The sequence below is a fragment of the Burkholderia sp. 567 genome (assembly GCF_040545115.1).
Classification (GTDB): domain Bacteria; phylum Pseudomonadota; class Gammaproteobacteria; order Burkholderiales; family Burkholderiaceae; genus Burkholderia; species Burkholderia ambifaria.
Genome location: NZ_JBEPLG010000011.1, coordinates 57,777 through 83,794 on the forward strand (window position 1 = coordinate 57,777; position 26,018 = coordinate 83,794).

Annotated in this window: 23 protein-coding genes, 1 tRNA gene and 1 pseudogene; 16 read left to right on the top strand and 9 right to left on the bottom strand. The window is 69.0% G+C overall.

Features of this window, described 5'->3' with window-relative positions; all coding sequences use genetic code 11:
• Positions 1 to 9 precede the first annotated feature (9 nt).
• Together ABIC50_RS27505 and ABIC50_RS27510 are read right to left on the bottom strand one after the other, a co-directional pair.
• Entirely contained in the window at positions 10 to 1,059 is a 1,050-nt protein-coding gene (locus ABIC50_RS27505; RefSeq protein WP_354168073.1) for a lactonase family protein, read from the bottom strand.
• Positions 1,046 to 2,407 carry an MFS transporter gene (locus tag ABIC50_RS27510; RefSeq protein WP_175662643.1) on the bottom strand — a complete coding sequence of 454 codons (1,362 nt, stop codon included), beginning with the start codon at positions 2,405 to 2,407 and terminating at the stop codon, positions 1,046 to 1,048. Before ABIC50_RS27510 ends, ABIC50_RS27505 begins: the two co-directional genes overlap by 14 nt.
• 441 nt (positions 2,408 to 2,848) lie before the next feature.
• Between ABIC50_RS27510 and ABIC50_RS27515 the strand changes: the two genes are divergently transcribed.
• Positions 2,849 to 3,274: an SDR family oxidoreductase gene (locus ABIC50_RS27515; protein WP_354168075.1), complete on the top strand. Its 426-nt coding sequence runs from the start codon at positions 2,849 to 2,851 to the stop codon at positions 3,272 to 3,274.
• A 17-nt stretch (positions 3,275 to 3,291) separates the two neighbouring features.
• Entirely contained in the window at positions 3,292 to 4,272 is a 981-nt protein-coding gene (locus ABIC50_RS27520; RefSeq protein WP_175696814.1) for an acetyltransferase, read from the top strand.
• Positions 4,273 to 4,351: 79 nt separating this feature from the next.
• Here ABIC50_RS27520 and ABIC50_RS27525 read toward each other — a convergent pair whose 3' ends face one another.
• Complete coding sequence (locus ABIC50_RS27525; protein WP_279608373.1) at positions 4,352 to 4,477, bottom strand: hypothetical protein; 126 nt, start codon at positions 4,475 to 4,477, stop codon at positions 4,352 to 4,354.
• Between the two features lie 58 nt (positions 4,478 to 4,535).
• Between ABIC50_RS27525 and ABIC50_RS27530 the strand changes: the two genes are divergently transcribed.
• The gene (locus tag ABIC50_RS27530; protein WP_354168077.1) at positions 4,536 to 6,038 is read left to right on the top strand and encodes a cryptochrome/photolyase family protein; all 1,503 of its coding nucleotides are present in this window, start codon (positions 4,536 to 4,538) and stop codon (positions 6,036 to 6,038) included.
• A gap of 9 nt (positions 6,039 to 6,047) precedes the next feature.
• On the opposite strand, the gene ABIC50_RS27535 is transcribed toward ABIC50_RS27530, so the two are convergent.
• The 3 genes from ABIC50_RS27535 to ABIC50_RS27545 all read right to left on the bottom strand — a co-directional run bounded on the left by ABIC50_RS27535 (position 6,048) and on the right by ABIC50_RS27545 (position 8,788).
• Positions 6,048 to 6,170, bottom strand: coding sequence for a hypothetical protein (locus ABIC50_RS27535; protein ID WP_258169235.1), 123 nt, complete (start codon positions 6,168 to 6,170; stop codon positions 6,048 to 6,050).
• The gene (locus tag ABIC50_RS27540; protein WP_354168079.1) at positions 6,161 to 7,393 is read right to left on the bottom strand and encodes an MFS transporter; all 1,233 of its coding nucleotides are present in this window, start codon (positions 7,391 to 7,393) and stop codon (positions 6,161 to 6,163) included. The genes ABIC50_RS27535 and ABIC50_RS27540 overlap by 10 nt, the downstream gene beginning before the upstream one ends.
• 453 nt (positions 7,394 to 7,846) lie before the next feature.
• Complete coding sequence (locus ABIC50_RS27545; RefSeq protein ID WP_354168081.1) at positions 7,847 to 8,788, bottom strand: LysR substrate-binding domain-containing protein; 942 nt, start codon at positions 8,786 to 8,788, stop codon at positions 7,847 to 7,849.
• 118 nt (positions 8,789 to 8,906) lie between these two features.
• Between ABIC50_RS27545 and ABIC50_RS27550 the strand changes: the two genes are divergently transcribed.
• Together ABIC50_RS27550 and ABIC50_RS27555 are read left to right on the top strand one after the other, a co-directional pair.
• Complete coding sequence (locus ABIC50_RS27550; RefSeq protein ID WP_354168082.1) at positions 8,907 to 9,968, top strand: alpha/beta hydrolase family protein; 1,062 nt, start codon at positions 8,907 to 8,909, stop codon at positions 9,966 to 9,968.
• A 142-nt stretch (positions 9,969 to 10,110) separates the two neighbouring features.
• Positions 10,111 to 10,866, top strand: a complete 756-nt coding sequence (locus ABIC50_RS27555; RefSeq protein WP_354168084.1) for a 4'-phosphopantetheinyl transferase family protein — start codon at positions 10,111 to 10,113, stop codon at positions 10,864 to 10,866.
• A gap of 21 nt (positions 10,867 to 10,887) precedes the next feature.
• Here the strand turns inward: ABIC50_RS27555 and ABIC50_RS27560 are convergent, their stop codons facing one another.
• On the bottom strand, positions 10,888 to 11,808 hold the full coding sequence (locus ABIC50_RS27560) for a glutamate/aspartate ABC transporter substrate-binding protein (protein WP_354168086.1): 921 nt from the start codon (positions 11,806 to 11,808) through the stop codon (positions 10,888 to 10,890).
• Between the two features lie 226 nt (positions 11,809 to 12,034).
• Between ABIC50_RS27560 and hutH the strand changes: the two genes are divergently transcribed.
• The 10 genes from hutH (at position 12,035) to ABIC50_RS27610 (ending at position 24,423) form a co-directional block, all read left to right on the top strand.
• Positions 12,035 to 13,558 carry a histidine ammonia-lyase gene (gene hutH, locus ABIC50_RS27565; protein ID WP_011657420.1) on the top strand — a complete coding sequence of 508 codons (1,524 nt, stop codon included), beginning with the start codon at positions 12,035 to 12,037 and terminating at the stop codon, positions 13,556 to 13,558.
• Positions 13,559 to 13,562: 4 nt separating this feature from the next.
• Positions 13,563 to 14,258, top strand: coding sequence for a histidine utilization transcriptional repressor HutC (gene hutC, locus ABIC50_RS27570; RefSeq protein WP_011657419.1), 696 nt, complete (start codon positions 13,563 to 13,565; stop codon positions 14,256 to 14,258).
• Between the two features lie 38 nt (positions 14,259 to 14,296).
• A complete protein-coding gene (gene hutU, locus ABIC50_RS27575) occupies positions 14,297 to 15,985 on the top strand; it encodes a urocanate hydratase (RefSeq protein WP_011657418.1) in 1,689 nt (562 codons plus the stop codon).
• Positions 15,986 to 15,987: 2 nt separating this feature from the next.
• A complete protein-coding gene (locus ABIC50_RS27580) occupies positions 15,988 to 16,638 on the top strand; it encodes a HutD/Ves family protein (RefSeq protein WP_354168088.1) in 651 nt (216 codons plus the stop codon).
• A gap of 4 nt (positions 16,639 to 16,642) precedes the next feature.
• Positions 16,643 to 17,866 (top strand): imidazolonepropionase, encoded by a 1,224-nt coding sequence (hutI, locus tag ABIC50_RS27585; protein ID WP_354168090.1) that lies wholly within the window; start codon positions 16,643 to 16,645, stop codon positions 17,864 to 17,866.
• Between the two features lie 23 nt (positions 17,867 to 17,889).
• Entirely contained in the window at positions 17,890 to 19,266 is a 1,377-nt protein-coding gene (locus ABIC50_RS27590; protein ID WP_354168091.1) for a formimidoylglutamate deiminase, read from the top strand.
• 59 nt (positions 19,267 to 19,325) lie between these two features.
• Positions 19,326 to 20,123: an N-formylglutamate deformylase gene (gene hutG, locus ABIC50_RS27595; protein ID WP_354168092.1), complete on the top strand. Its 798-nt coding sequence runs from the start codon at positions 19,326 to 19,328 to the stop codon at positions 20,121 to 20,123.
• A 729-nt stretch (positions 20,124 to 20,852) separates the two neighbouring features.
• Entirely contained in the window at positions 20,853 to 21,659 is an 807-nt protein-coding gene (locus ABIC50_RS27600) for a gamma-glutamyl-gamma-aminobutyrate hydrolase family protein (RefSeq protein WP_354168094.1), read from the top strand.
• Between the two features lie 12 nt (positions 21,660 to 21,671).
• Entirely contained in the window at positions 21,672 to 23,009 is a 1,338-nt protein-coding gene (locus ABIC50_RS27605; protein ID WP_175709294.1) for a glutamine synthetase family protein, read from the top strand.
• A 28-nt stretch (positions 23,010 to 23,037) separates the two neighbouring features.
• Positions 23,038 to 24,423 (top strand): aspartate aminotransferase family protein, encoded by a 1,386-nt coding sequence (locus tag ABIC50_RS27610; RefSeq protein WP_354168095.1) that lies wholly within the window; start codon positions 23,038 to 23,040, stop codon positions 24,421 to 24,423.
• 151 nt (positions 24,424 to 24,574) lie between these two features.
• Here the strand turns inward: ABIC50_RS27610 and ABIC50_RS27615 are convergent.
• Positions 24,575 to 24,649: transfer RNA gene (locus ABIC50_RS27615), tRNA-Val, on the bottom strand.
• Between the two features lie 115 nt (positions 24,650 to 24,764).
• Here ABIC50_RS27615 and ABIC50_RS27620 point away from each other — a divergent pair.
• Positions 24,765 to 25,003: pseudogene (locus ABIC50_RS27620) on the top strand (amino acid permease); the annotation flags it as partial.
• Between the two features lie 10 nt (positions 25,004 to 25,013).
• On the opposite strand, the gene ABIC50_RS27625 reads toward ABIC50_RS27620, so the two are convergent.
• A complete protein-coding gene (locus tag ABIC50_RS27625) occupies positions 25,014 to 25,916 on the bottom strand; it encodes a LysR family transcriptional regulator (protein WP_165751692.1) in 903 nt (300 codons plus the stop codon).
• Positions 25,917 to 26,018: the final 102 nt, after the last annotated feature.

Genomic DNA, 26,018 nt, shown 5'->3' on the forward strand with positions numbered 1-26,018 from the left:
CAATCAGAATCAGACGATCGCAACCCAGTTCGCGCCGCGCCCACCGGGCACGCGCGCATGCAACGCCAGCGTGCCGTCGTCCGGCGCGATCGCGTAGACCGACACGTGTTCCGACTGTTCGCCGCACGCGACGAGCCAGCGTCCCAACGGATCGATCGCGAAGCCGCGTGGCTGCGTTTCGGTGAGCGTCGCGTGCGCGGGTTCGAAGCTGCCGTTCGCGGCGCGGCGATAGCAGAGCAACTGGCTCGACGTGCGTTCGCTGACATACGCGAAGCGCTCGTCGGGCGTGAGATGAAGATCGGCGGCCCACACGGCGGGCCCGGTCGGCGCGGGCGGGCGCGCATGGCCTGGCGGCAGGTCGGCGACGGCCGGGTGCCGCGCGCTGACCTGCGCGTCGCCGAGGCGGCCGCTGTCGGTGTCGCGTGCGAAGGTCGCGAGCGTGGCCTGGAATTCGCTGACCGCGACGAGCGCGCGGCCGTCGCGCGCGAAGCGCAGGTGACGCGGCCCGAAGCCGCCCGGCACGCGCGTTTCGCCGTGTTCGAGCGCACGCAGGCCGCCGGCATCCTCGACCAGCGCGAACGTGAAGATCCGGTCCGAGCCGAGCGAACTCACATACGCGAAGCGGTTGTCGGGCGACACGACGACGGCATGCGCGTTCGCGATGCCGTGCGCGACCTGCAGCGGCGCGCCGTCGCCGTCACGCACGCGTGCGGCGTCGTAGAGGCTCAGCGAATTGCCGCCGTACGACGCGCCGAGCAGCCAGCGGCCGCTGCGGTCGAGCGACAGGTACGCAAGGCTAGCGTCGATCGCGGTCGCGCCGATGCGGGCGAACGCGCCGGTGCCCGCCGCGACGCGGAACGCGACGATCGTCGGCTGCTCGCCGCGCGTCGCGACGTACAGCCGCGCGCGATCGGGCTGCACGGCGATGGGCATCGCGGCGTCGCCGGCCGGGTAGCGGGCGAGCGGCGCGAGCGCGCCGTCGGACGTGAGCGAGAACGTGGCGAGGTCGCCGTCGACGGCATTCGAGACGACGACGGTCAGGCGATCAGTGTTCGGCATGGCGGAGCATCGCGGTGTTCGTGAAGGACTCGTCGGCCGGCAGGCCGCGCGGCGGATCGCTGCGCCGGTGCGTGCGCGCGAACAGCGCGGCGACCGCCGCGACGAGGGACGCAATCGCGAGCGCATACAGGCCGCCCGTGATCGAACCCGTATGTTGCTTCAGATAGCCGAATGCCGTCGGCGCGACGAAGCCGCCGAGGTTGCCGATCGAGTTGATCAGCGCGATCACGGCCGCGGCCACGCGCGTGTCGAGGTAGCCCTGCGGGATCGGCCAGAACAGCGCCGACGCGGCCTTGAAGCCGAGCGCGGCGAAGCAGATCGACGCGAACGACCAGACGGGATCGTGCGACGTCGACGCGAACAGCCCGCAGGCGGCCAGCACCAGCGCGAACGACAGCCAGCGCTGCGGATGCTTCCACTTCGCGGACAGCACCGCGAAGCCGTACATCGCGCCGATCGCGATCATCCACGGAATCGTGTTGTAGAGGCCGACCTGGAAGTCGGTGAGGCCGCCCATCTTGCGGATGATCGTCGGCAGCCAGAAGGTGGCCGCGTAGATCGTCAGCTGGATCGCGAAATACAGGAAGCAGAACAGCATGATCTGCGGATCGCGCAGCAGCGTGGTGGCCGACACGTGCACCTTCGAGCGCACGTCGCGTGTCGCGCGTTCTTCGTCGAGGGCGTTCTGCAGCGCCGCGCGTTCGTCGGCGGTGAGCCACGTCGCGTCGCGGATGTGCGATTTCAGCAGCAGCCAGCTCGCGCCGCACAGCGCGACCGAGAACATCCCTTCGATCAGGAACATCCACTGCCAGCCCTGCAGGCCGAAGCCGTGGATCGACAGCAGCGCGCCGGTGACGGGCCCGGACAGGACCGACGCGAACGCGGAACCGCCGAGGAAGATCGCCATCGCCTTGCCGCGTTCCTGCGGCGGCAGCCATTGCGACAGATACAGCACGACGCCGGGGAAGAAGCCGGCCTCGGCCGCGCCGAGCAGGAAGCGCAGCGCATAGAACGACGTGTCGTTCCACACGAACGCCATCGCGGCCGCGACGACGCCCCACGTCGCCATGATCCGCGCAAGCCAGATGCGTGCGCCGTAGCGCTGCATCAGCAGGTTCGACGGCACTTCGAACAGCGCGTAGCCGACGAAGAACAGGCCGGCGCCGAGCCCGTAAGCGGCCGCGCCGATTCCGATCGACGCTTCGAGGTGGCGGTCGACGAAGCCGACGTTCACGCGGTCGATGTAGTTCGCGATGAACATGATCAGCACGAGCGGCAGCACGTGCCACTTCACTTTCGAAACGGCGGACGCGAGCGGGTCGCGGCCGGGCAGGGCGGGTGAGGTCAAGGGTGTGTCTCCGGTCGGGCGGCGAACGGGGGCGGCGGCCCGCGTCGGCGTCGGGATGGTGGTTTAAGTAGTATGTCGTCGTATGACATGGTACGCCGGAGCTCCGGGCGTGGCGTCGCGGGTTTAACCGGAATACGCCCAAATATTGGGGAATATCACGAGGATGCCGCTCCGTTCGACCACATCTGATGACGTATGACGTGGGATGGCGAGCGCCGGCTGACCACTGGCGGCGTCTCATGCGACGTGCTGAAGGTGGCGTACCGCCATCGCCGAGCGCGCGTAATGCCGGCAGCTCGCGCCGCAGGCGATCGAGCGCTTCGGCCGGAATCGACGCGCTCGTGAACAGCGCGTTCGTGCACGGCACGTTTCCGGAGGCCGTCGAGGACGCCGATCTCGACGGCTGGCGCGCGGTGTTCGACACCAACGTGTTCGGCAACGATGACGCTCACGCAGGAAATCGTGCCGCACATGAAGCTGCAGAAGCGCGGCGCGATCGTGATGATCAACACGCAGGCGACGCGCAAGCCATTTGCAGGGGAATCGGGCTACGCTGTATCGAAGGGGGCGCTCGCGGTTGCGGCAAAATATCTGGCGCGCGAGCTCGGCGTGCACGGGATCCGCGCGAACAGCATCCACATGGGGTGGATGTGGAGCGTGCCGACGCAGACGTATTTCCGGCAAGCGGCAGCCGAGTACGGGATGACGGAGGCGGAGATCATCGCGCCGATCGCGTCGAACATCGCGCTCGCGAAGCTGCCGACCGACGACGACTGCGCGCGCGCGGCGCTGTTCCTTGCGTCGGATTACGCGAACGCGGTGACCGGCGCGACGCTGGATGCGAACGGCGGCGATTTCATGCCCTGAGGAGGGAGCAGCGAATCATGCAGGAAACTCGACAGGCACGGCATTTCTTCGCGTTCAACGGCGACGCGGACGGCCTCTGCGCGCTGCAGCAGCTGCGGCTCGCGGAGGGCGCGGGCGGCACGCTCGTGACCGGCGTGAAGCGCGACATCAAGCTGCTCGAGCGAATCGACGCGCGGGCCGGCGATCGCGTGACCGTGCTCGACGTGTCGCACGACCAGAACCGCGACGCATGCGCGCGGCTGCTGCGCGACGGCGCGGTGGTTCGCTACTTCGATCATCACTTCGCGGGCGCGTTGCCCGGCGATCCGCGTTTCGATGCGTATATCGACACGGCCGCCGACATCTGCACGAGCGCGCTCGTGAACCGCTATCTCGGCGGGCGGCACGTGCGCTGGGCGATCGTCGCGGCGTTCGGCGACGAACTGCCGGCGCTCGGCGACGCGCTCGCCCGCGAATACGGAATCGATGAAGCCGAGCGCTGCACGCTGGCCGAGCTCGGGCTCTACCTGAACTACAACGCATACGGCGACTGCGTCGGCGACCTGCATTTCGATCCGGCGGTGCTGGCCGATGCGATGCTGCCGTGCGCCGATCCGCTCGACTTCGTGCGCGACACGCCGGTGTTCGCCGCGCTGCGCGACGGCTATCGCGACGACATGGCGCGGGCATGCGCGCTCGTGCCGCTGCGCGACGTTCCGGGCGCGACGCTGATCAGGATGCCGGATCAACCGTGGGCGCGGCGCGTGTCGGGGATGCTTGCGAACGAACGGATGCGCAATGCGCCGCATGCGGCGCTCGCGGTGCTGTCGCCGCGTGCGCAAGGCGGGTTCGTGGTCAGCGTACGTGTGCCCGACGGCAGGCCGCTTTGCGCGGACGAGTTCTGCCGCGGTTTCCCGACCGGCGGCGGACGCAAGCGCGCGGGTGGCATCAATCATCTGCCGGAAGCCGAGTTCGACGCGTTCGCCGAGCGGTTCGAAGCGGCGTTCCGGCTGGACTGAGCCGCGGCCCGTGCGCCGCGCGCGTGGCGCCGCTCCGGCCGGTTGCGTCGGCGAGCCCGGCACGCGCGAGTCGATCGCGTCACGCGTGAACCTCGACGAAGAATCGTCGGAATGGACTAAGGCGTTTCACCGGGCCGGCGATCCGGCGATCCGGCGTCGGCACCCGATGCGCGCGCACGCGCCGCTGCGTGGCGAGCGTCGACATCGCGCGAGCCTGCCGCGACAATACGCATCACTTTTCCGTTTCCTGCCGCGAGGTGCCCGTGTCAGCCAAGTCGTCCGTTGCTCCTGCCGTCGTGTGGTTCCGCGACGATCTGCGCGTGACCGACCAGCCCGCGCTGACGCGCGCAGTCGCGTCGGGCCGGCCGCTCGTGTGCGTGTATGTCGACGACACGGGCGAGGGTGCGGGACGTGCGCTCGGCGGCGCGGCGCGCTGGTGGCTGCACGGCTCGCTCGCCGCACTCGACGCGGCGCTCGCGCGTCATGGCGGACGCCTGCTGCTGTTGCGCGGCGATGCGCAGCGTGAGATCGAGCGCGTCGTGCACGACACGGGCGCGGCGGCCGTGTACTGGAACCGCCGCTACGCGCAGCCGCAGCGCGATGCCGATGCGGCGTTGAAGGCGACGCTGAAGGCGCGCGGTCTCGAGGTCGAGAGTAGCAACGGCAGCCTGCTGAACGAACCGTGGGAAGTGATGACGGGCGCCGGTACGCCGTTCCAGGTGTTCACCGCATACTGGCGCGCGGTGCGGCGCGATCGCACGGTGACGGCGCCGCTGCCCGAACCGGAGCGGATCGCGTTTCATCCGTGGCCGGCCGCCGTGCGCGAACGCGCGCTGGCGCTCGACACACTCGCGTTGCGCCCGCACGCGCCGGACTGGGCGGGCGGTCTGCGCGACGCGTGGCCGGCACCCGACGAAGCCGGCGCGCATGCGCGGCTCGACGCGTTCGTGCACGCGTCGCTGGCCGGCTACGCCGACACACGCGATCGACCCGGCGAGCCCGCGACGAGCCGGCTGTCGCCGTTCCTGCGCTTCGGCAACGTGTCGCCGCGACAGGTGTGGCATGCGGTGCAGGGTGCGGCACAGGCGGGCGGCGCGGCGTGCGCGGCCAGCGCCGAGAAATTCCTCAGCGAGCTCGGCTGGCGCGAATTCAGCCACGTGCTGCTGTATCACTTCCCGGCGCTCGCGACCGACAACTTCCGCGCGCAGTTCGACGCGATGCCGTGGCGCGACGATCCCGCTGCGCTGCGCGCGTGGCAGCGCGGCCTGACCGGCTATCCGCTCGTCGACGCGGGAATGCGCGAGCTGTGGACGACCGGCTGGATGCACAACCGCGTGCGGATGGTCGTCGCGTCGTTCCTCGTCAAGCATCTGCTGATCGACTGGCGGGCGGGCGAGCGCTGGTTCCACGACACGCTCGTCGATGCGGACGCCGCGAACAACCCGGCGAACTGGCAATGGGTGGCTGGCTGCGGGGCCGACGCCGCGCCGTATTTCCGCATCTTCAATCCGGTGACGCAGGGCCGCAAGTTCGACCCGCAGGGTGAGTACGTGCGCCGCTGGGTGCCGGAACTCGCGGGCCTCGACGCGGCGGCGATCCACGCGCCGTGGGAGGCATCCGCGGCGCAGTTGGCGGCGGCCGGCGTGCGGCTCGGGCTCGACTATCCGGCGCCGATCGTCGATCACGACGGCGCGCGCCGTCGTGCGCTCGATGCGCTGGCCACGTTGCCGAAGCCGGGTGCCGCCGGCCGTTCGCGCGCGGTGTAACTTGCCGCGTCAGTTGCAGAACGCCGCGTGCTCGAGCAGCGCGAGCGCGATGCCCGAATCGAAGTAGGTCGCGCCGCACCACGCGACGAACGCAAGCACGCCGGCGGCCAGCGCCGCACGGATCATGCCCATGCGGCCTTGGCCGAGCCGGGGCGCGCGATGCGCGCGTCGTCGATCGGCAGGTGCAGCAGCGCGGCCAGCACGCCGAGCGCGATCGAGCCGATCCATAGCGGCAGGTACGAATGCGTCGCGTCGTACACGAGCGCGCCGAGCCACACGCCGAAGAAGCTGCCGAGCTGGTGCCCGAAGAACACGAAGCCGAACAGCGTCGCGATGTAGCGCACACCGAACACCTGTGAGATCACGCCGTTGGTCAGCGGCACCGTGCCGAGCCACGTGAAGCCCATCACGGCCGCGAACACGTAGACGCTCACGGGTGACAACGGCGCGGCAACGAACGCGGCCATCGCCAGCGCGCGCACGAGGTACAGCACGGACAGCACGTACTTGCGCCGCAGCAGGCCGCCGAGATGACCGCACGCGTAGGTGCCGGCCACGTTGGTCAGCGCGATCAGCGCGAGCGCGACGCTGGCATGGCGCGCGGCCAACCCATGATCGAGCAGGTAGGCCGGCAGGTGGGTCGCGATGAACGCGAGCTGGAACCCGCATGCGAAGAACCCGGCGTTCAGCAGCCAGAAGCCGCGGTGCGCGAACGCTTCGCGCACGGCCGCCGCGATCGACTGGTCGGTGCCGTCGGCACGGCTCGCGGCCTGCGCGGGCCGGTCGCGCACCAACGCGGCGAGCGGCGCGAGCAGCGCGGCGACGAGCGCGAGCGCGACGAATGCATGCTGCCAGCCGATGCCGCCGATCAGGACCTGCGCGACCGGCACCATGCAGAACTGGCCGAGCCCGCCGATCGCGCCGGCGACGCCGAGCGCCCAGCCGCGCCGGTCGGGCGGAAACAGCCGGCTCAACGCGCCGTAGATCGACGCGAACGCCGACCCCGACAGCGCGATGCCGATCACGAGCCCCGCACCGGCCGTGAACACGCCGATCGACGCCGCCAGCGCCATCGTGACGAGCCCGGCCGCGTACAGCAGCATGCCGGCGACGATCACGCGCACCGACCCGAAGCGGTCGGCGATCATCCCGGTCAACGGCTGCGCGATGCCCCAGACCAGGTTCTGCAGCGCGAGCGCGAGACCGAACGCTTCGCGCGACCAGCCGTGGTCGAGCGTGACCGGCGCGAGGAACAATCCCTGCACGTGGCGGATGCCGAGTGCGGCGCCCATGATCAGGCCGCCTGCGAGTACCGGCAGCCAGCGCCGCCGGGCGTCTCGTTCGATCGGGGTCATGCATGTCTCCGGATGAATGCGTGCGGCGCGACGGCCGCGTTCGATCCGATTAGACGATCCGGTCGCGGTGTCGCTCAAGCGATCATTCGGTCGGGTTCGCATGCGTGCAGGGAATGCGACGTGAGGTCGGGAGGGATGTCGGCGAGAAGGGTGAGGGGGCGAGGGGGCGAGAACGGCGAGAAGGGTGAGAAGGGTGAGAAGGGTGAGAAGGGTGAGAAGGGTGAGAAGGGGGAGAAGGGGGAGAAGGGGAGAAGGGGGAGAAGGGCGAGAAGGGCGAGGACGGCGGCGCGGGCCGGGTGCGCGGAGTCGCTGCCGCGCAGGCTCCCGGCGTGACACGTGGCCGATGCACTGTTACGTCGTCGGTCCATCGTCTGCAGTGGCGCGATCCGTCGCGCAACGATCGCCGCTGCGCGCAGGCACCGGCATCGGCTCAACGCGAAAAATCGCGCGCGGCTACCGCTGCTCCACGTCGTACGCGCGCATCGCCGCGTCGCACTCGGCCGCTTCGGCGAGAATCCAGTCGCGCACGTCGGCGACTTCGCGGCGCGGTGCCGGATCGTGCCGGAACAGCCAGTAGCCATAGGCATCCGACGCCGCCTGCGAGCGCGGGCCGAGCACCGCGAGCCGGCCGTCGGCGAGCATCGGCGCGACGAGCGCGAGCCGTCCGAGCGCGACGCCCTGGCCGGCGATCGCCGCGTGGATCACCTGGTCGTACTGGTTGAAGCGCAGCACGCCCTTGGGGCGCGCGTCGCCGAGCCCGGCCGCGTGCAGGTGCGCACGCCATTGCAGCTGCGTTTGCGGCGGCCCGTCGAATTCGAGCAGCACGTGGTCCGCGATCGCGGCCGCGTCGGTGACGGGCCGGGCGGCCAGCGCGGGGTGCGCGACCGGCACGACGATCTCGTCGAACAGCCGCACCGCGCCAGCCGGCGCGCGCTCGCGCGGGCAGTAGCGGATCCCGAGGTCGATGCCTTCCGCGCGCAAATCGAGTACCTTGTCGTTCGCGGCGACGCGCAAGTCGACCTCGGGCAGGCGCGCCTGCAGGCGTCCGAGTCGCGGCAGCAGCCACAAGGCGGTCACGCCGATGCTCGCGGTAATCGTGACGGGCTGGCGCTCGCGCGCGGCGGCGAGCGACGCGACGGTGTCCTGCAGGCTGAGCAGCGCCGCATCCGCGGCGCGGAACAGCCGCTCGCCTTCGGGCGTGAACGCGATTTTCCGATAGCCGCGCTGCAGCAGCGCGACGCCGAGATGCGCTTCGAGCGCATGCACCTGGCGGCTGACGGCCGACTGCGTGACGCACAAGTCCTGCGCGGCGAGCGTGATGCTCATGCGCCGGCCGACGGCGACGAAGCCGCGCACGAGATCCAGCGACGGGAGACGGACGAGCGGCGTTGACATGCGTAGGGCTCATGCGAACGGAGCAGCAAGATTGGTTGAGAACGCCGGGCGCGTCAAGTTCAATGGAGGCTGGCCGACGGGCAGGCGCCGGCTCGGGTGATGCCGCACAGGAGACAGGATGACGATTTCGAACGAAGCAGGCGGGACGGCTCGCGCGGCCGAGCAAGCGCCCGCGCGAGCGGCGGACGCATTGCCGCCGCAGCCCGTGACGCTGACCGCGGCCGACGGCTACGCGTTGCGCGGCTACGTGTGGCGCCATCGCGGCGGCGGCGGTGGCACCCCGCGGCCCGTGACGGTCATCAATTGCGCGACGTCGGTGCGCTGCGACTATTACTTCCGATTCGCCGCGTGGCTGTTCGCGCAGGGGCGCGACGTGCTCGTCTACGACTATCGCGGCATCGGCGGATCGCGCCCCGCGCGGCTCGCGACGCTGCGCGCGAACTGGCTCGACTGGGGGCGGCTCGATTGCGAGGCCGCACTGCAGTACGCGCGCGACGCGTTTGCGGGCCAGCCGCTCGACGTCGTCGCGCACAGCATCGGCGGCTGCGTGCTCGGGCTCGCGGCGTCGAACGCGTGCGTGCGTCATGTGGTGACCGTCGGCGCGCAGTATGCGTACTGGCGCGACTATCGGCCGCAAGAGCGGCGGCGCATGTGGTTGAAGTGGCACGTCGCGATGCCGGCGCTCGCGGCCGTGTTCGGCTATGTCCCCGCGAAACGGCTCGGCTGGATGGAAGACACGCCGCGCGGCGTCGCGCTGTCGTGGGTGCGCGCGCAACCGCGCTTCGAGGATGCGTACACGCACGGCCCGCTCGCCGAAACCGCGGCGAGCCGCGCCGCGTTGCCGGCCCGCTTCGCGCGGCTGTCGGCGCCGATGCTGGCGATCGGCCTCGAAGACGACGGCTTCGGCACGATCGCCGCGATCGAACGGCTGGCCGGCTACTACACGGGCAGCGACGTCACGCATCTGCGGATCGCGCCGCGCGACATCGGCGTCGATGCGATTGGCCACTTCGCGTTCTTCCACAGCCGCTTCACCGACACGCTGTGGCCCGTCGCGTTGTACTGGCTGCAGCACGGCGCGCTGCCAGCCGATGCGCCGGGCCACGTCCACGCGCGCCATCCGGCGCAGCGTGCGCGGCGGGCGGAAAGCGGCGTCCCGGGTGCCGTCGCGCAAGGCTGACCGCGCCTGCAACCAAGCCGTTGCGTCGATCAGGCGGCCGCGCCGGCTGCCGCTGCCGACGATGCCCGTCGCGACACATCGATCCGCGTGCCACGCGATCGATTAACATCGGACGTTTGATTCGACTGCCTGCTGCGTGCCGATGTCCGTTCCGCCCGATTCCGAGATTTCCGCCGACCTGTCGCGCGCATGGCGCGTGCACCTGCTCGACCTGCCGCCTGCCGCGTCGCGTGCCGGCGTGCAGGTTGCGCGCATCGATTTCGACTGGCGCGTGCCGCTCGCGTCGCCCGCCTATGCGGCATTGAGCGACGCCGAGCGCGCGCGTGCCGCGCGCTATCTCCGACACGAGGATGCGGTGCGTAGCGCCGCGACGCGCGCCGCGCTGCGCGACGTGCTCGGCGCGGCGCTCGACATCGCGCCGAACGATATCGCGATCGTCGTCGATGCAACGGGGCGGCCGTCGCTGGATCCCGCGCATCGCGCATCGCTCGATTTCAACGTGTCGCACGCGGGCGATCACGCGCTCATCGCATGGGCAGGGACGGGGCGCGTCGGCGTCGATATCGAAAGCTGCAACCGCACAACCGACTGGCGCGCGCTCACGGCCGAAGTGTGCGCGGCCGCCGAAGCCGCGTATCTCGACGGCCTGCCGCCCGGCGCGCGTGCCGACGCATTCATGCGCGTGTGGTCCGCGAAGGAGGCGCTGCTCAAGGCGCTCGGCATCGGCATCGGCGGTGGGCTGCGCGCGTTCGCCGTCGTGCCGCCGCGCGATGCGGCGACGCCTGCGACGACGATCATCGAGCCGGCCGCGCCGGCGGCCGGCGTGGACGCGTTCGACGCGCGCTGGCTCGACGCGGCGCCCGGCTACGCGGCGTGCGTCGCGTGGACGCGCGCATGAGCCGATGTCACCGCGCGATGCTCACTCGAGCGGCGCGTCGTTCGGCGCCGCGTAGCGCGTCCTGATCACGTCGCTCATCGGGAAGTCGAACGCGAGCCCCTTCGGCGGCACCGGCTTCATGAACCACTTGTCGTACAGCGCATTGATCTCGCCGCTCTTCATCAACTGCACGAGCACGCCGTCGACGAGCGCCTTGAACTGCGGATCGTCCTTGCGCAGCATGAACCCGTACGCTTCCGACGACTGCGGCGTGCCGACGATCGCCCAGTCGGCCGGTTTCGCCGCGAGCTGGCGCACGCCGGCGAGCAGCACGTCGTCCATCATGTAGGCGGCCGCGCGGCCCGATTCGAGCGTGAGGCGTCCTTCGCCGTAATCCTTCGCGCTGATGATCTGCATGTTCAGCTTCTTTTCCTCGTTCATCTTGCGCAGCAGGCGTTCGGACGTCGTGCCCTGGTTCGTCACGACCGTCTTGCCGGCGAGATCGGGGAAGTCGCGGATGCCCGAGCTCGTGCGCGTGAGCAGGCGCGTCGTCGCGACGAAGAAGGTGGTCGAGAACGCGACCTGCGCGTGGCGCGCGGCGAGGTTGGTGGTCACCCCGCATTCGAGATCGACGGTGCCGTTCTGCACGAGCGGGATGCGGTTCTGCGACGTGACCGGGATGAAGCGCACCTGCAGGTCGGGCTTGCCGGTGCGCACCTTCACGGCGGCGATCACGCGATCGCACAGGTCCTGCGAGAAGCCGATCACCTTGCCGCTCGCGTCGACATAGGAGAACGGCACCGACGTTTCGCTGTGGCCGATCGAGATCAGGCCGGTCTGCCGGATCTTCTCGAGCGTGCCGGACAGCGGCTGGGCGGCGAGCGACGCGCCGCACGCGAGCGCGCAGGCGACGACGAGCAGGCTGCGGCCGAAAAGGGCGGTCAACCGGGGCGGGATGGTCATGGCAGGTCTCCGAATGCGGATGGCGGGAAGGTGCGGATCCGTATGTTGCCAAAAACAAAATAATTGCAACATATGTTAATTCACGGGCCTGGCCGGCTACTCCCGCGGGGCGCGCCCGACATCAGGGAAACTCCCGAGTCGAAATCATTAAAAACGGGGTTGTCTAGACAAGTTCCGATGGCTACACTGCAATCCATCCCGAACTTGTCTAGACAGGATTGCTCACATGATTACGTTGACCCCCGGCCACCTGACCCTTCCGCAACTGCGCAAGATCGCTCGCGAATCCGTGCAGCTCACGCTCGATCCGGCGAGCTTCGCGAAGATCGACGCCGGCGCGAAGGCCGTCGCCGACATCGCGGCGAAGGGCGAGCCGGCATACGGTATCAACACGGGCTTCGGCCGCCTGGCCAGCACGCACATCCCGCACGACCAGCTCGAGCTGCTGCAGAAGAACCTGGTGCTGTCGCACGCGGTCGGCGTGGGCGAGCCGATGGCGCGCTCGTCGGTGCGCCTGCTGATGGCGCTGAAGCTGTCGAGCCTCGGCCGCGGCCACTCGGGCATCCGCCGCGAGGTGATGGATGCGCTGATCACGCTGTTCAACGCCGACGTGCTGCCGCTGATCCCGGTGAAGGGCTCGGTCGGCGCATCGGGCGACCTCGCACCGCTCGCGCACATGTCGGCCGTGCTGCTCGGCGTCGGTGAAGTGTTCATCCGCGGCGAGCGCGCGAGCGCGCTGGACGGTCTGCGCGTCGCGGGCCTCGCGCCGCTGACGCTGCAGGCGAAGGAAGGCCTCGCGCTGCTGAACGGCACGCAGGCGTCGACGGCGCTGGCGCTCGACAACATGTTCTCGATCGAAGACCTGTACCGCACCGCGCTCGTCGCGGGTGCACTGTCGGTCGATGCGGCGGCCGGCTCGGTGAAGCCGTTCGACGCACGCATCCACGAGCTGCGCGGCCATCGCGGCCAGATCGACGCGGCCGCGGCGTACCGCGACCTGCTCGACGGCTCGCCGATCAACCAGTCGCACCGCGACTGCGACAAGGTGCAGGATCCGTACAGCCTGCGCTGCCAGCCGCAGGTGATGGGTGCGTGTCTGGACCAGATGCGCCACGCGGCCGACGTGCTGCTGATCGAAGCGAACGCCGTGTCGGACAACCCGCTGATCTTCCCGGATACCGGCGAAGTGCTGTCGGGCGGCAACTTCCACGCTGAACCCGTCGCATTCGCGGCCGACAACCTCGCGCTCGCCGCAGCGGAAATCGGCGCGCTGGCCGAGCGCCGCATCGCGCTGCTGATCGACGCGACGCTGTCGGGCCTGCCCCCGTTCCTCGTGAAGGACGGCGGCGTGAACTCGGGCTTCATGATCGCCCACGTGACGGCTGCCGCGCTGGCCTCGGAAAACAAGACGCTCGCGCACCCGGCATCGGTCGACTCGCTGCCGACCTCGGCGAACCAGGAAGACCACGTGTCGATGGCGACGTTCGCCGCGCGCAAGCTCGCCGACATCGCGGACAACACGAAGTACATCCTCGCGATCGAACTGCTGGCCGCCGCGCAGGGCGTCGACCTGCGCGCGCCGTACCACACGAGCCCGAAGCTTGCGCCCGTGATGGAAACGATCCGCGGCCATGTTGCGCACTACGAGCTCGACCACTACTTCGCACCGGACATCGCGGTGATCGCGAAGCTCGTCAGCGAGCGCGCGTTCGCGAAGGTCGCGCCGTTCTCGTTCGCATCGGAACAGTAAGCCCATGAGCGCGCCGGTCTACCAGGAGATCAAGGATTTCATCCTGGGCCGCATTCACGCCGGCGAGTGGGCGGAGGGCGACCAGGTGCCCTCCGAGAACGAACTGGCCCGCGAGTTCAAGGTCGCGCGCATGACCGTCAACCGCGCGTTGCGCGAGTTGACGGCCGAGCAGGTGCTCACGCGCATGAAGGGCGCGGGCACCTACGTCGCGCGGCCGAAGTACGAGTCGACGCTCGTCGCGATCCGCAGCATTTCGGAAGAGGTCGACGCGCGCGGGCATGCGTACCGCGCCAGCGTGCTCGGCCTCGACACGATCCGCGCCGACGAGGCGCTCGCCGACGAGATGCAGATGGCCGTGCGCGCCACGCTGTTTTATTCGCAGGTGTTGCACTTCGAGAATGACGAACCCGTCCAGCTCGAAGAACGATGGGTGAATCCGGCGGTCGCGCCGGATTATGCCGAGCAGGATTTCACGAACACGACGCCGAACCTGTACCTGATGCGCGCGGCCCCGCTGCAGCGCGTCGAGTACCGGATCGAAGCGGCGGCTCCGGCGCCCGAGCGGCGCGAGCAGCTGCGAATGGACGACGTCGAGCCGTGTCTGGTTTTACATCGGCGTACCTGGTCGCAGGGCGTCGTCGCCTCGGTGGCGAACTTGTGGCACCCGGGCAGTCGTTATCGCTTCACCGGGCATTTCTGATTCCAATTGATCTTCACTTTCCTTCGGGAGCAGTTGTCATGAACCATCCGAAACACATCGATCCCCGTCTCGATCCGACGCGCACGATCCGCGCACCGCGCGGCAGCGAGAAGGTCTGCAAGACCTGGCTGGCCGAAGCGGCCTACCGGATGATCCAGAACAACCTGGATCCGGAAGTCGCCGAGCATCCGCACGCGCTCGTCGTGTACGGCGGCATCGGCCGCGCGGCGCGCAACTGGGAATGCTACGACCAGATCCTCGCGTCGCTGAAGGATCTCGAGGACAACGAAACGCTGCTGATCCAGTCGGGCAAGCCAGTCGGCGTGTTCCGCACGCACCCGGATGCGCCGCGCGTGCTGCTCGCGAACTCGAACCTCGTGCCGCACTGGGCGAACTGGGATCACTTCCACGAGCTCGACCGCAAGGGCCTGATGATGTACGGCCAGATGACGGCCGGCAGCTGGATCTACATCGGCAGCCAGGGGATCGTGCAGGGCACCTATGAAACGTTCTTCTCGGTCGCGAACCAGCACTTCAACGGCGACCCGTCGGGCCGCTGGATCCTGACGGGCGGCCTGGGCGGCATGGGCGGCGCACAGCCGCTGGCCGCGACGATGGCGGGTTTCTCGATGATCGCGGTCGAATGCGACGAGACGCGCATCGACTTCCGCCTGAAGACCCGCTACGTCGACAAGAAGGCGACGACGCTCGACGAAGCGCTCGGCATGATCGACGAAGCGAAGCGCACCGGCAAGCCGGTCTCGGTCGGCCTGCTCGGCAACGCGGCCGACGTGTTCGCGGAACTCGTCAAGCGCGGCGTCACGCCGGATTGCGTGACCGACCAGACGAGCGCGCACGACCCGATCAACGGCTACCTGCCGCAAGGCTGGACCGTCGCGCAATGGCGCGAGGCGCAGAAGGTCGATCCGCAAAGCATCGTGAAGGTCGCGAAGCAGTCGATGGCCGAGCAGGTGCGCGCGATGCTGACGCTGCAGGAACGCGGCGCGGCCACGCTCGACTACGGCAACAACATCCGCCAGATGGCGCTGGAAATGGGCGTCGAGAACGCGTTCGACTTCCCGGGCTTCGTGCCGGCCTATATCCGCCCGCTGTTCTGCGAAGGCAAGGGTCCGTTCCGCTGGGTCGCGCTGTCGGGCGATCCGGAAGACATCTACAAGACCGACCAGAAGGTGAAGGAGCTGATCCCCGACGACGCGCACCTGCACAACTGGCTCGACATGGCACGTGAGCGCATCGCGTTCCAGGGCCTGCCGGCGCGGATCTGCTGGGTCGGCGTGAAGGATCGCTATCGCCTCGGCCAGGCGTTCAACGAGATGGTGAAGAACGGCGAACTGAAGGCGCCGATCGTGATCGGCCGCGACCACCTCGACACCGGTTCGGTCGCGAGCCCGAACCGCGAGACGGAATCGATGAAGGACGGTTCGGACGCCGTGAGCGACTGGCCGCTGCTGAACGCACTGCTGAACACCGCGGGCGGCGCATCGTGGGTGTCGCTGCACCATGGCGGTGGCGTCGGGATGGGCTTCTCGCAGCACTCGGGCGTCGTGATCGTCGCCGACGGTACCGCCGAAGCGCACGAGCGTCTCGGCCGCGTGCTGCTGAACGATCCGGCGACGGGCGTGATGCGCCATGCGGATGCCGGCTACGAACTCGCGCAGCAGACGGCCCGCGAAGTCGGCCTGAAGCTGCCGATGCTCGGCCGCTGAGCATGACGGCGCTCGACCAGGCGCCGGTGCACGCAACGCTGGCCGCCGCGATGATTCGCGCAGCGGATCTCGTTGCGTCGCCGTGGAAGAACGGCGGCGGCGTGACGCGCGAAATCGCGGCATTTTCTCCGCGGGGAACGTCCGCCGGGGCGCCGCCCGGCGCCGCGCTCGATGCGTTCGCATGGCGCGTGAGCGTCGCGGACGTCGACGCGGCCGGGCCGTTCTCGCGTTTCGACGGCATCGATCGCACGCTGGTGCTGCTGTCCGGCGCGGGCATGACGCTCACGGAAGCGGGCGGCGCGCGCCGTGTGCTCGATGCGCCGCTCGCCCGTGCGGATTTCGCCGGCGAAACGGCGATCGACGCGACGCTGCACGACGGCCCGACCCGCGACTTCAACCTGATGACGCGCCGCTCGGCCGCGCGCGGGACCGTCGACGTGTGGCGCGCAGGCACGCACCGCGTCGAGCGCGCCGATACCGTGCTGCTGTTCTGCGCGAGCGGCACGGTCGGCGTCGAGATCGACGGCGCGCATTACGCGCTGCACGAAATGGACACGCTGCGGCTCGACGGGCCGCGGCGTGCGTTTGACGTCGTCGTGAGCGGAGGCGGCGCGCTGCTCGCCGTGTCGCTCGCCGTCGGCGCACGAGACTGAACGCATGAAACCGACTGTCTGGCATCACCTGAGGCTGTGTCCGCACGGCCACCCCGACGAAACCCTCGACGACGCGGCGATCGCCGTCGACGAAACCGGCACGATCGTGTGGCTCGGCGCGTTCTCCGCGCTGCCGCACGGTTACGCGCACTGGCAGCGGGAAGACCTGCACGGCGCGTGGGTGACGCCCGGCCTCGTCGACTGCCACACGCACCTCGTGTACGGCGGGACGCGCGCCGACGAGTTCGCGCAGCGCCTCGCCGGCGTCAGCTACGAGGAGATCGCGCGGCAGGGCGGCGGGATCGTGTCGACGGTGCGCGCGACGCGCGCGGCCGACGAGACGACGCTGTTCGTGCAGGCCGCCGCGCGTCTGCAGCCGCTGCTCGCGGAAGGCGTGAGCGCGATCGAGATCAAGTCGGGCTACGGGCTCGACCTCGCGAGCGAGCGCAAGATGCTGCGCGTCGCGCGCCAGCTCGGCGAGCGCTTCCCGGTCAGCGTCTACACGACGTTCCTCGGCGCGCACGCGCTGCCGCCGGAATATGCGGGCCGCGCGGACGCATACATCGACGAAGTGTGCGAACGGATGCTGCCGACGCTGGCCGACGAAGGTCTCGTCGATGCGGTCGACGTGTTCTGCGAGCGCATCGGCTTTTCGCTAGCGCAGACCGAGCGCGTGTTCGAAGCCGCGACGCGGCGCGGCCTGCCGGTGAAGCTGCACGCGGAGCAGTTGTCGAACGCGGGCGGCACCGCGCTCGCCGCGCGTTATCGCGCGCTGTCCGCCGATCACCTCGAATTTCTCGACGAAGCCGGCATCGAGGCGATGAAGGCGGCCGGCACGGTCGCCGTGCTGTTGCCCGGCGCGTACTACTTCATCCGCGAAACGCAATTGCCGCCGATCGAGCTGCTGCGCAAGCATGGCGTGCCGATCGCGCTCGCGACCGATCACAACCCCGGCACGTCGCCGCTCGAATCGCTGCTGCTGACGCTGAACATGGGCTGCACGCTGTTCCGGATGACGGTGCCCGAGGTGGTGCAGGCCGTGACGCGCCATGCGGCCGCGGCGCTCGGCCGTGCTGATCGTCACGGTGCGCTCGAGATCGGTCGCCAGGCCGATTTCGCGGTCTGGTCGGTCGGCTCGCTGGCGGAGCTCGCTTACTGGATCGGCCGCCCGCTGTGCGAGCAGGTCGTGCGCGGCGGTGCGACGGTGTTTCGCCGGATGAACGGCTAGCCTTGCAGGAGACGAGACTCACCATGACCGAAATGACGTTGTTCGCGGACCATGCCTACCTGCCCGACGGCTGGCGCCGCAACGTGCTGCTACGCTGGGACGCGGCCGGCACGCTGACCGACGTGACGCCCGACACCGATGCGCCGGCGGGCGTTGCGCGCGCGGCCGGGCCCGTGCTGCCCGGCATGCCGAACCTGCATTCGCACGCGTTCCAGCGCGCGATGGCGGGGCTCACCGAATACCGCGCGAATCCCGCCGACAGCTTCTGGAGCTGGCGCGACCTGATGTACCGCTTCGCGCTGAAGATCACGCCCGACGCGCTCGCGGCGATCGCGCGCTGGCTGTACGTCGAGATGCTCAAGTGCGGCTATACGTCGGTGTGCGAATTTCACTACGTGCATCACGCGCAGGACGGCTCGCGCTATCCGCAGCTCGCGGAGCTCGGCACGCGCGTGATCGACGCGGCGCGCTCGGCCGGCATCGGCATCACGATGCTGCCCGTGTCGTACCAGTTCGCCGGCTTCGGCAACAAGCCGCCGCGCGACGACCAGCGCCGCTTCATCAACACGCCGGACGGCCTGCTCGAACTGCTCGACGCGATGCGCCGCGTCGCGCCCGAGCATGGCGGGCTGCGCTACGGCGTCGCGCCGCACTCGTTGCGCGCGGTGTCCGAGAACGGGCTGCGCGTGCTGCTCGACGGCCTGCCCGACGACGCGCCGGTGCATATCCACATCGCCGAGCAAACAGCCGAAGTCGACGACTGCGTGCGTGCGTACGGCGCGCGGCCCGTGCAATGGCTGCTCGATCGCTTCGACGTCGACGCGCGCTGGTGCCTCGTGCACGCGACGCACGTCGATGCGGCCGAAACGGCGGCGCTCGCGCAGCGTCGCGCGGTGGCGGGCCTCTGCCTGACCACCGAAGCGAACCTTGGCGACGGCGTGTTCCCGGCCGTCGACTATCTCGCGCAGGGCGGCGTGATCGGTGTAGGCTCGGACAGCCATGCGTCGGTCGACTGGCGCTCGGAGCTGCGCTTGCTCGAATACGGGCAGCGGCTCGTGCATCGCGCGCGCAACGTGCTCGCGAGCGACACGCACGCGCATGTCGCCGACCGGCTGTTCGACGCGTCGCTCGCCGGCGGCGCGCAGGCAAGCGGGCGGCGCATCGGTGCGCTGCGCGAAGGCTGCCGCGCCGACTGGCTCGTGCTCGATCCCGATCATCCCGCGATTGCCGAACACGGCAGCGCGTCCTGGCTGTCGGGCGCGGTGTTCGCCGAGCATGGCGACACGCCGGTGCTCGACGTGTACACCGGCGGCGAACGCGTCGTGAGCGGCCGCCGCCATCGCGACGAAACCGCTGCTTATGCCGACTACCGCGCCGCGCTGGCGCAACTGCTGCGCTGACGCGCGGCGTCCGGCGCACGCCGCGCGCGTGCGCCGGCAGACTTTTACGGTGAGGCGACATGACTGAACAACCGGCTGTATTCACGCTGAAGCAGGGCACGCTGCCGCTGCTGATCTCGATCCCGCACGCAGGCACCCGCATCCCCGACGACATCGCCGCGACGATGACGCCCGATGCGCGCTTCGTCGACGATTGCGACTGGCATCTCGAGCGGCTGTACGGGTTCGCGGCGACGCTCGGCGCATCGATCCTCGTGCCGTCGCATGCGCGTTACGTGATCGACCTGAACCGTCCGCCCGACAACGAGAACCTGTACCCGGGGCAGGATACGACCGGGCTCGTGCCGGTCGACACGTTCGACAAGGCGCCGCTGTATCCGCCGAATGCGCTGCCCGGCAACGACGAGATCATGCGCCGTCGCGATCGCTACTGGCGCCCGTATCACGACGCGCTGCAGGGAGAGATCGCGCGCCTGAAGCGCGAGCATGGCCGCGTGCTCGTGTGGGAAGCGCATTCGATCCGCTCGCACGTGCCGCGTTTCTTCGAAGGCCGCCTGCCGGACTTCAACTTCGGCACGTCGAGCGGCGCGAGCGCCGCGCCCGGCCTCGCCGAGGCGCTCGCCGCATGCGTGAACGCGCACGGCGGTTATACGGCGGTCGCGAACGGCCGGTTCAAGGGCGGCTACATCACGCGTCACTACGGCGTGCCGGCCACCGGCGTCGAAGCCGTGCAGCTCGAACTGTCGCAGATCACCTACATGGAAGAGACGCGTCCATACGCATACGACGAAGCGCGCGCCGCGCGGATCGTGCCGCTGCTGCACACGCTCGTCGAAACCGCGCTCGCGCATCGTTGATCCGTCGGCATGCTGCGTGCGGCGGTGCGGTGATACTTTCCGCGCCGGCTTGACGGCACGCGGTGCGGGCACGCTGATGCAGCGCACAAAAACGGCATCGATCCGAACGGTCGATGCCGTTTTTTTTGTCTGATCGATGTCGGGGATCGGCACCTGGAAATTTGACGCAATTTTTAGGTGATATAAGCTGAATGTCAGGAAGTCGTCACGCGCGCACCGGCGACGACGGCGTCGATTGGCGCCGTACCAAGCCGGAATCCGTCGCGAGACACCTTCCCGACGTGTCGCCGCACGGCCTTGCCGCCTGCGCTTCACCGCGACACGTGTCCTGTCTTCATCAGTCAGTCGAGTACGATCGTGAAAGCCGCCAGCCCTTCGATACGCCGGACCCGAAGTCCGTCGGCGGGCGCGCCGCCTCAGGCCGGGCCGATCCGGCATGCTGATCGCGGCACGCGCGCCGCCCTCATACGCGAGCCTGGTTTCTTCGCTGTGTCCCATCGCGGCCTGCGCCGCTTCAACCTCGTGACCGCGCACCTGTTCAGCGCGGTGCAGCGCGACGGCAGCGCTTCATTGTTGCCCTAGTGTCCTTTTCCGTTTTCGCTTCGGGTCACACTGCCGGTTGCCGCATCGTGCGCGCGGCATGATCGCGCACGCGCGCAATCCACGCCACGGCGGGCTTCCATCGTCCTGCGCGTCCGCACGCGTCGCGCGCTTATCGCGGAGGCGATCATGCGAGCGCGCCCGATCGTAGCCGTCACCGCCGACCGCATCCTGCGCGGCGCCCATCCGAACCACACGGCCGGCGAGAAGTACCTCGTCGCGCTGGTCGACGGCGCCGGCGCGCTGGCGTTCGTGCTGCCCGCGCTGGGTGAGCGGCAGCCGGTCGACGCGATCGTCGCGTCCGTCGACGGGCTGCTGCTGACCGGCAGCTATTCGAACGTCGAGCCGCATCACTACGGCGGCCCGGCGAGTGCGCCCGACACGCTGCACGACCCCGCGCGCGATGCGACCGCGCTGCCGCTGATCCGCGCGGCGATCGATGCCGGCGTGCCGGTGCTCGCGATCTGCCGCGGCATGCAGGAGTTGAACGTCGCGTACGGCGGCACGCTGCATCAGCGGCTGCATGCGAGCCCCGGCTTTCACGACCATCGCGAGCGCGACGGCGATCCGCTCGAGCGACAGTACGGCCCCGCACACCGCATCCAGCTTGCGCCGGGCGGCCTGCTGCAGCGGATCGCGCGCGGCGCGCACGACGCGATGGTCAATTCGCTGCACGACCAGGGCATCGCGCGGCTCGGCGCCGGGCTCGCGGTCGAAGCGAGCGCGCCCGACGGGCTGATCGAGGCCGTCAGCGTGCGCGGCGCGCGCGCGTTCGCGCTCGGCGTGCAGTGGCATCCCGAATGGCGTTTCGCGGAACAGCCACTGTCGCGCGACATCTTCGCGGCATTCGGCGCGGCGTGCCGCGCGCGCATGACCCACCGCATTCGTGCGACCGGCGGCACCATGCCGTCGCCGGCCGCATCCGACATCGACTGAACGAGGCCGATCATGCAACCCGAACTGAGCGAATTCCTGCGTCAGCACCGCATCACCGAAGTCGAGGCGATCATTCCCGACATGGCCGGCATCGCGCGCGGCAAGATCATTCCGCGCAACAAATTCGAATCCGGCGAATCGATGCGCCTGCCTCAGGCCGTGATGGTGCAGACCGTCACCGGGGACTATCCGGAGGACGGCACGCTGACTGGCGTGACCGATCCCGACATGGTGTGCGTGCCCGATCCATCGACGATCTGCCTGGTTCCGTGGGCCGTCGATCCGACCGCGCAGGTGATCCACGATTGCGTGCATTTCGATGGCTCGCCGGTCGAGATCTCGCCGCGCTACGTGCTGCGCCGCGTGCTCGACCTGTACAAGGCGAAGGGCTGGCAGCCCGTCGTCGCGCCCGAGCTCGAGTTCTACCTCGTCGACATGAACGCGGATCCCGACCTGCCGCTGCGTCCGCCGATCGGGCGCACCGGCCGCGCCGAAACCGGCCGGCAGTCGTATTCGATCGAGGCGGTCAACGAGTTCGATCCGCTGTTCGAGGACATCTACGAATACTGCGAGATGCAGGGGCTCGACATCGAGACGCTGATCCACGAAGTCGGCGCCGCGCAGATGGAGATCAACTTCGTGCACGGCGACGCGCTGTCGCTGGCCGACCAGGTGTTCCTGTTCAAGCGCACGGTGCGCGAGGCGGCGCTGCGCCACAACATGTACGCGACGTTCATGGCCAAGCCGATGGAAGGCGAGCCGGGCTCCGCGATGCACATCCACCAGAGCCTCGCCGATGTGCACACCGGTCGCAACCTGTTCGCCGAAGAAGACGGGGTCGTGTCGCCGATGTTCCACAGCTATCTCGCGGGGCTGCAGAAGTACACGCCCGCGCTGATGCCGATCTTCGCGCCGTACATCAACTCGTATCGCCGTCTGTCGCGTTTCATGGCTGCACCGATCAACGTGCAGTGGGGCTACGACAACCGCACGGTCGGCTTCCGCATCCCGCAGTCGACGCCGGTCGCGCGGCGCATCGAGAACCGGATTCCGGGCGTCGACTGCAATCCGTACCTCGCGTTCGCGGCGACGCTCGCGGCCGGCTATCTCGGCCTCACGCAGCAGCTCGCGCCGACCGAACCGATCGCGTCCGACGGCTACGACCTGCCGTATCAGCTGCCGCGCAATCTCGAGGAGGGCATCTCGCTGATGGCCGCGTGCACGCCGCTCGCCGGCATTCTCGGCGACAAGTTCGTGAAGGCGTACCTGGCGCTGAAGGAAACCGAATACGAAGCGTTCTTCCGCGTGATCAGCTCGTGGGAACGCCGCCATCTGCTGCTGCATGTGTAAGCGCGCGGCGCTGCTTTACGGAGGAAACATGACCGAACGAAACGAAGCCTTCCCGCCGCACTCGACCGCCGAATACCGCGCGCTCGACGCCGCGCACCATATTCACCCGTTCTCGGACATGGGCGCGCTCAATCGCGCGGGCAGCCGCGTGATCGTGAAGGCCGACGGCGTCTACCTGTGGGACTCCGACGGCAACAAGGTGATCGACGGGATGGCCGGACTCTGGTGCGTAAACGTCGGCTACGGCCGCAAGGAGCTCGCCGACGCCGCGTATCGCCAGTTGCAGGAACTGCCGTTCTACAACACGTTCTTCAAGACCACGCACCCGCCGGTGATCGAACTGTCGGCGCTGCTTGCCGAAGTCACGCCCGCGGGCTTCAATCACTTCTTCTATTGCAACAGCGGCTCGGAAGGCAACGACACCGTGCTGCGCGTCGTGCACCAGTACTGGCGCGTGCAGGGCCAGCCGCAGAAGAAGTTCGTGATCTCGCGCAAGAACGGTTACCACGGCTCGACGATCGCGGGCGGCACGCTCGGCGGGATGGGCTACATGCACGAGCAGATGCCGTCGAAGGTCGAGCACATCGTGCACATCGACCAACCGTATTTCTTCGGCGAAGCGCAAGCCGGCGAGACGCCCGAAGCGTTCGGTCTGGCACGCGCGCAGCAGCTCGAGGCGAAGATTCTCGAACTCGGCGCGGAGAACGTCGCCGCGTTCATCGGCGAGCCGTTCCAGGGCGCGGGCGGCGTGATCTTCCCGCCGTCGACGTACTGGCCGGAAATCCAGCGAATCTGCCGCAAGTACGACATCCTGCTCGTCGCCGACGAAGTGATCGGCGGCTTCGGGCGCACCGGCGAATGGTTCGCGCACCAGCACTTCGGCTTCGAGCCGGACCTGATCACGATGGCCAAGGGCCTGACGTCGGGTTACGTGCCGATGGGTGCGGTCGGCATTCACGAGCGCGTCGCGCGGCCGATCATCGACAACGGCGAATTCAATCACGGCCTCACGTACTCGGGGCACCCGGTGGCGGCAGCCGTGGCGGTCGCGAACCTGAAGCTGCTGCGCGACGAAGGAATCGTCGAGCGCGTGAAGCGCGACATCGGGCCGTATTTCCAGCGTCGGCTGCGGGAAGCGCTCGGAGATCATCCGATCGTCGGCGAGATCGCGGGAGCGGGGCTGGTCGCGGGTGTTCAGCTGGCGCGCGATCGGAGCCGGCGCGAGCGATTCGGCGCGGACGTCGATATCGGCACGATCTGCCGCGACTTCTGCTTCAACGGCAACCTGATCATGCGCGCGACCGGCGACCGGATGTTGCTGTCGCCGCCGCTCGTGATCCGGGAGGCGGAAGTCGACGAGATCGTCGACAAGGCGCGGCGTGCGTTTGATGCGACGGCGGAGCGGGTGAAGTGAGCGGTCGCGGCGCTTCGATCAGTGCCGTCGAAGCGCCGACTCGTGAACGCGCTGGGCGAGCCCGAAGCATGCAGCAGCAGAGGAGGGGCGCGGAAAAGCGACCGCAAAACGAAAAGGGCCTGCGTCGTGAGACGCAGGCCCTTGAATTCTTTGGTGGGCGGTACTGGGATCGAACCAGTGACCCCTGCCGTGTGAAGGCAGTGCTCTACCGCTGAGCTAACCGCCCAAAGAAGCTGAAATTATGTCAGAGCTTTTGGGGTTCGTAAAGCCCTTTCTGCAAATATTTTTCAGGTGCGTGCACAGGTCGATCAGTCGGCCGTCAACGGCTCGACGAAGTCGACTACTGCTTCCGGCGGCGTCGCGCGGCGCTCGGCCTGCCGGCGCCGGCGTTCCGGATGCGCGGCTTTCCGCTGCTGGCGCTGCTCTGCGCCGCGCTGATGCTCGCGGTGATGGTGACGACCTACTTCACTGCCGAATTCCACATGACGCTGATCTTCGGCATTCCGTTCCTGATCGCGCTGTCGGTCGTATACGCGGGTACCGGCGCGCGCAGCCGGTGCTGCAGCCGGACGCGAAGTAGCGGTGCCTGCTCACCCCGCGAGCGCAGGCAGCGCGTCGATCGACGCGCGCACGTAGTCGGCGAAGCGCAGCGCGACCGGTTCGGCGGTGCCGCTGCGCTTCAGTTCCAGCGTGCGCGATTCGAGCGACGCATCCTTCAGCGGCCGGAACGCGAGCCGGTCGCTCTTCACCTGCTGCAGCACGCGCGGCACCAGCGCGATGCCCATCCCGAACTCGATCATCGACAGGATCGTCTGCCACAGCCGCGCCTCGTGACGGATCAGCGGGCTGAAGCCGGCGTTTACGCATTGCGCGATGATCAGGTCGTGATAGTGCGGCGCCGCGTCGCGCGGAAACAGGATGAACGGTTCCGCGGCCAGCGCGGCGAGCGCGACCTGCCGGCGCCGCGCGAGCGGATGCGCGGCCGGCAGGCAGCACACGAACGGTTCCGCGTAGACGGGCGTCGATTCGACCTCGGGCGGGCAGTGGCCCCAGTGCGCGTAACCGAGATCGATCTGGCCGCGCTGGACCGCCTGCACCTGCGCGTGCGTGTTCATCTCGCTCAGCACGATCTCCACGCCCGGATAGTCGGCCTCGAAGCGCTGCACCGCATCGGGCAGCCCGCGATACAGCATCGAATGGACGAAGCCGATCCGCAGCCGACCCGCGAGGCCGGACGCCGAGCGCACCGTGAGACGCTCGGCCTCGCTCGCCTGCAGCAGCAGCCGGCGCGCTTCGCCGAGCAGCACCGCGCCCGCGTTGGTCAGCGCGACCGTCTTGTTGGTGCGTGAAAAGAGCTGCACGCCGAGCGCTTCCTCGAACTTGCGGATATCGAAGCTCAGCGCCGGCTGTGAGATGAACAGGCGCTTCGCCGCGCGCCCGAAATGCAGTTCCTCGGCGACCGCCACGAAGTAACGCAACTGCCGCAGTTCCATGGTGTCTCCTCCCGGCTTCGGCATCGATAAGTGCCGTCTATCGTACCGGACAAATCCTGTATTGGACGCTTATCGATCACGCGCCTAGTCTCTGCGTAACGC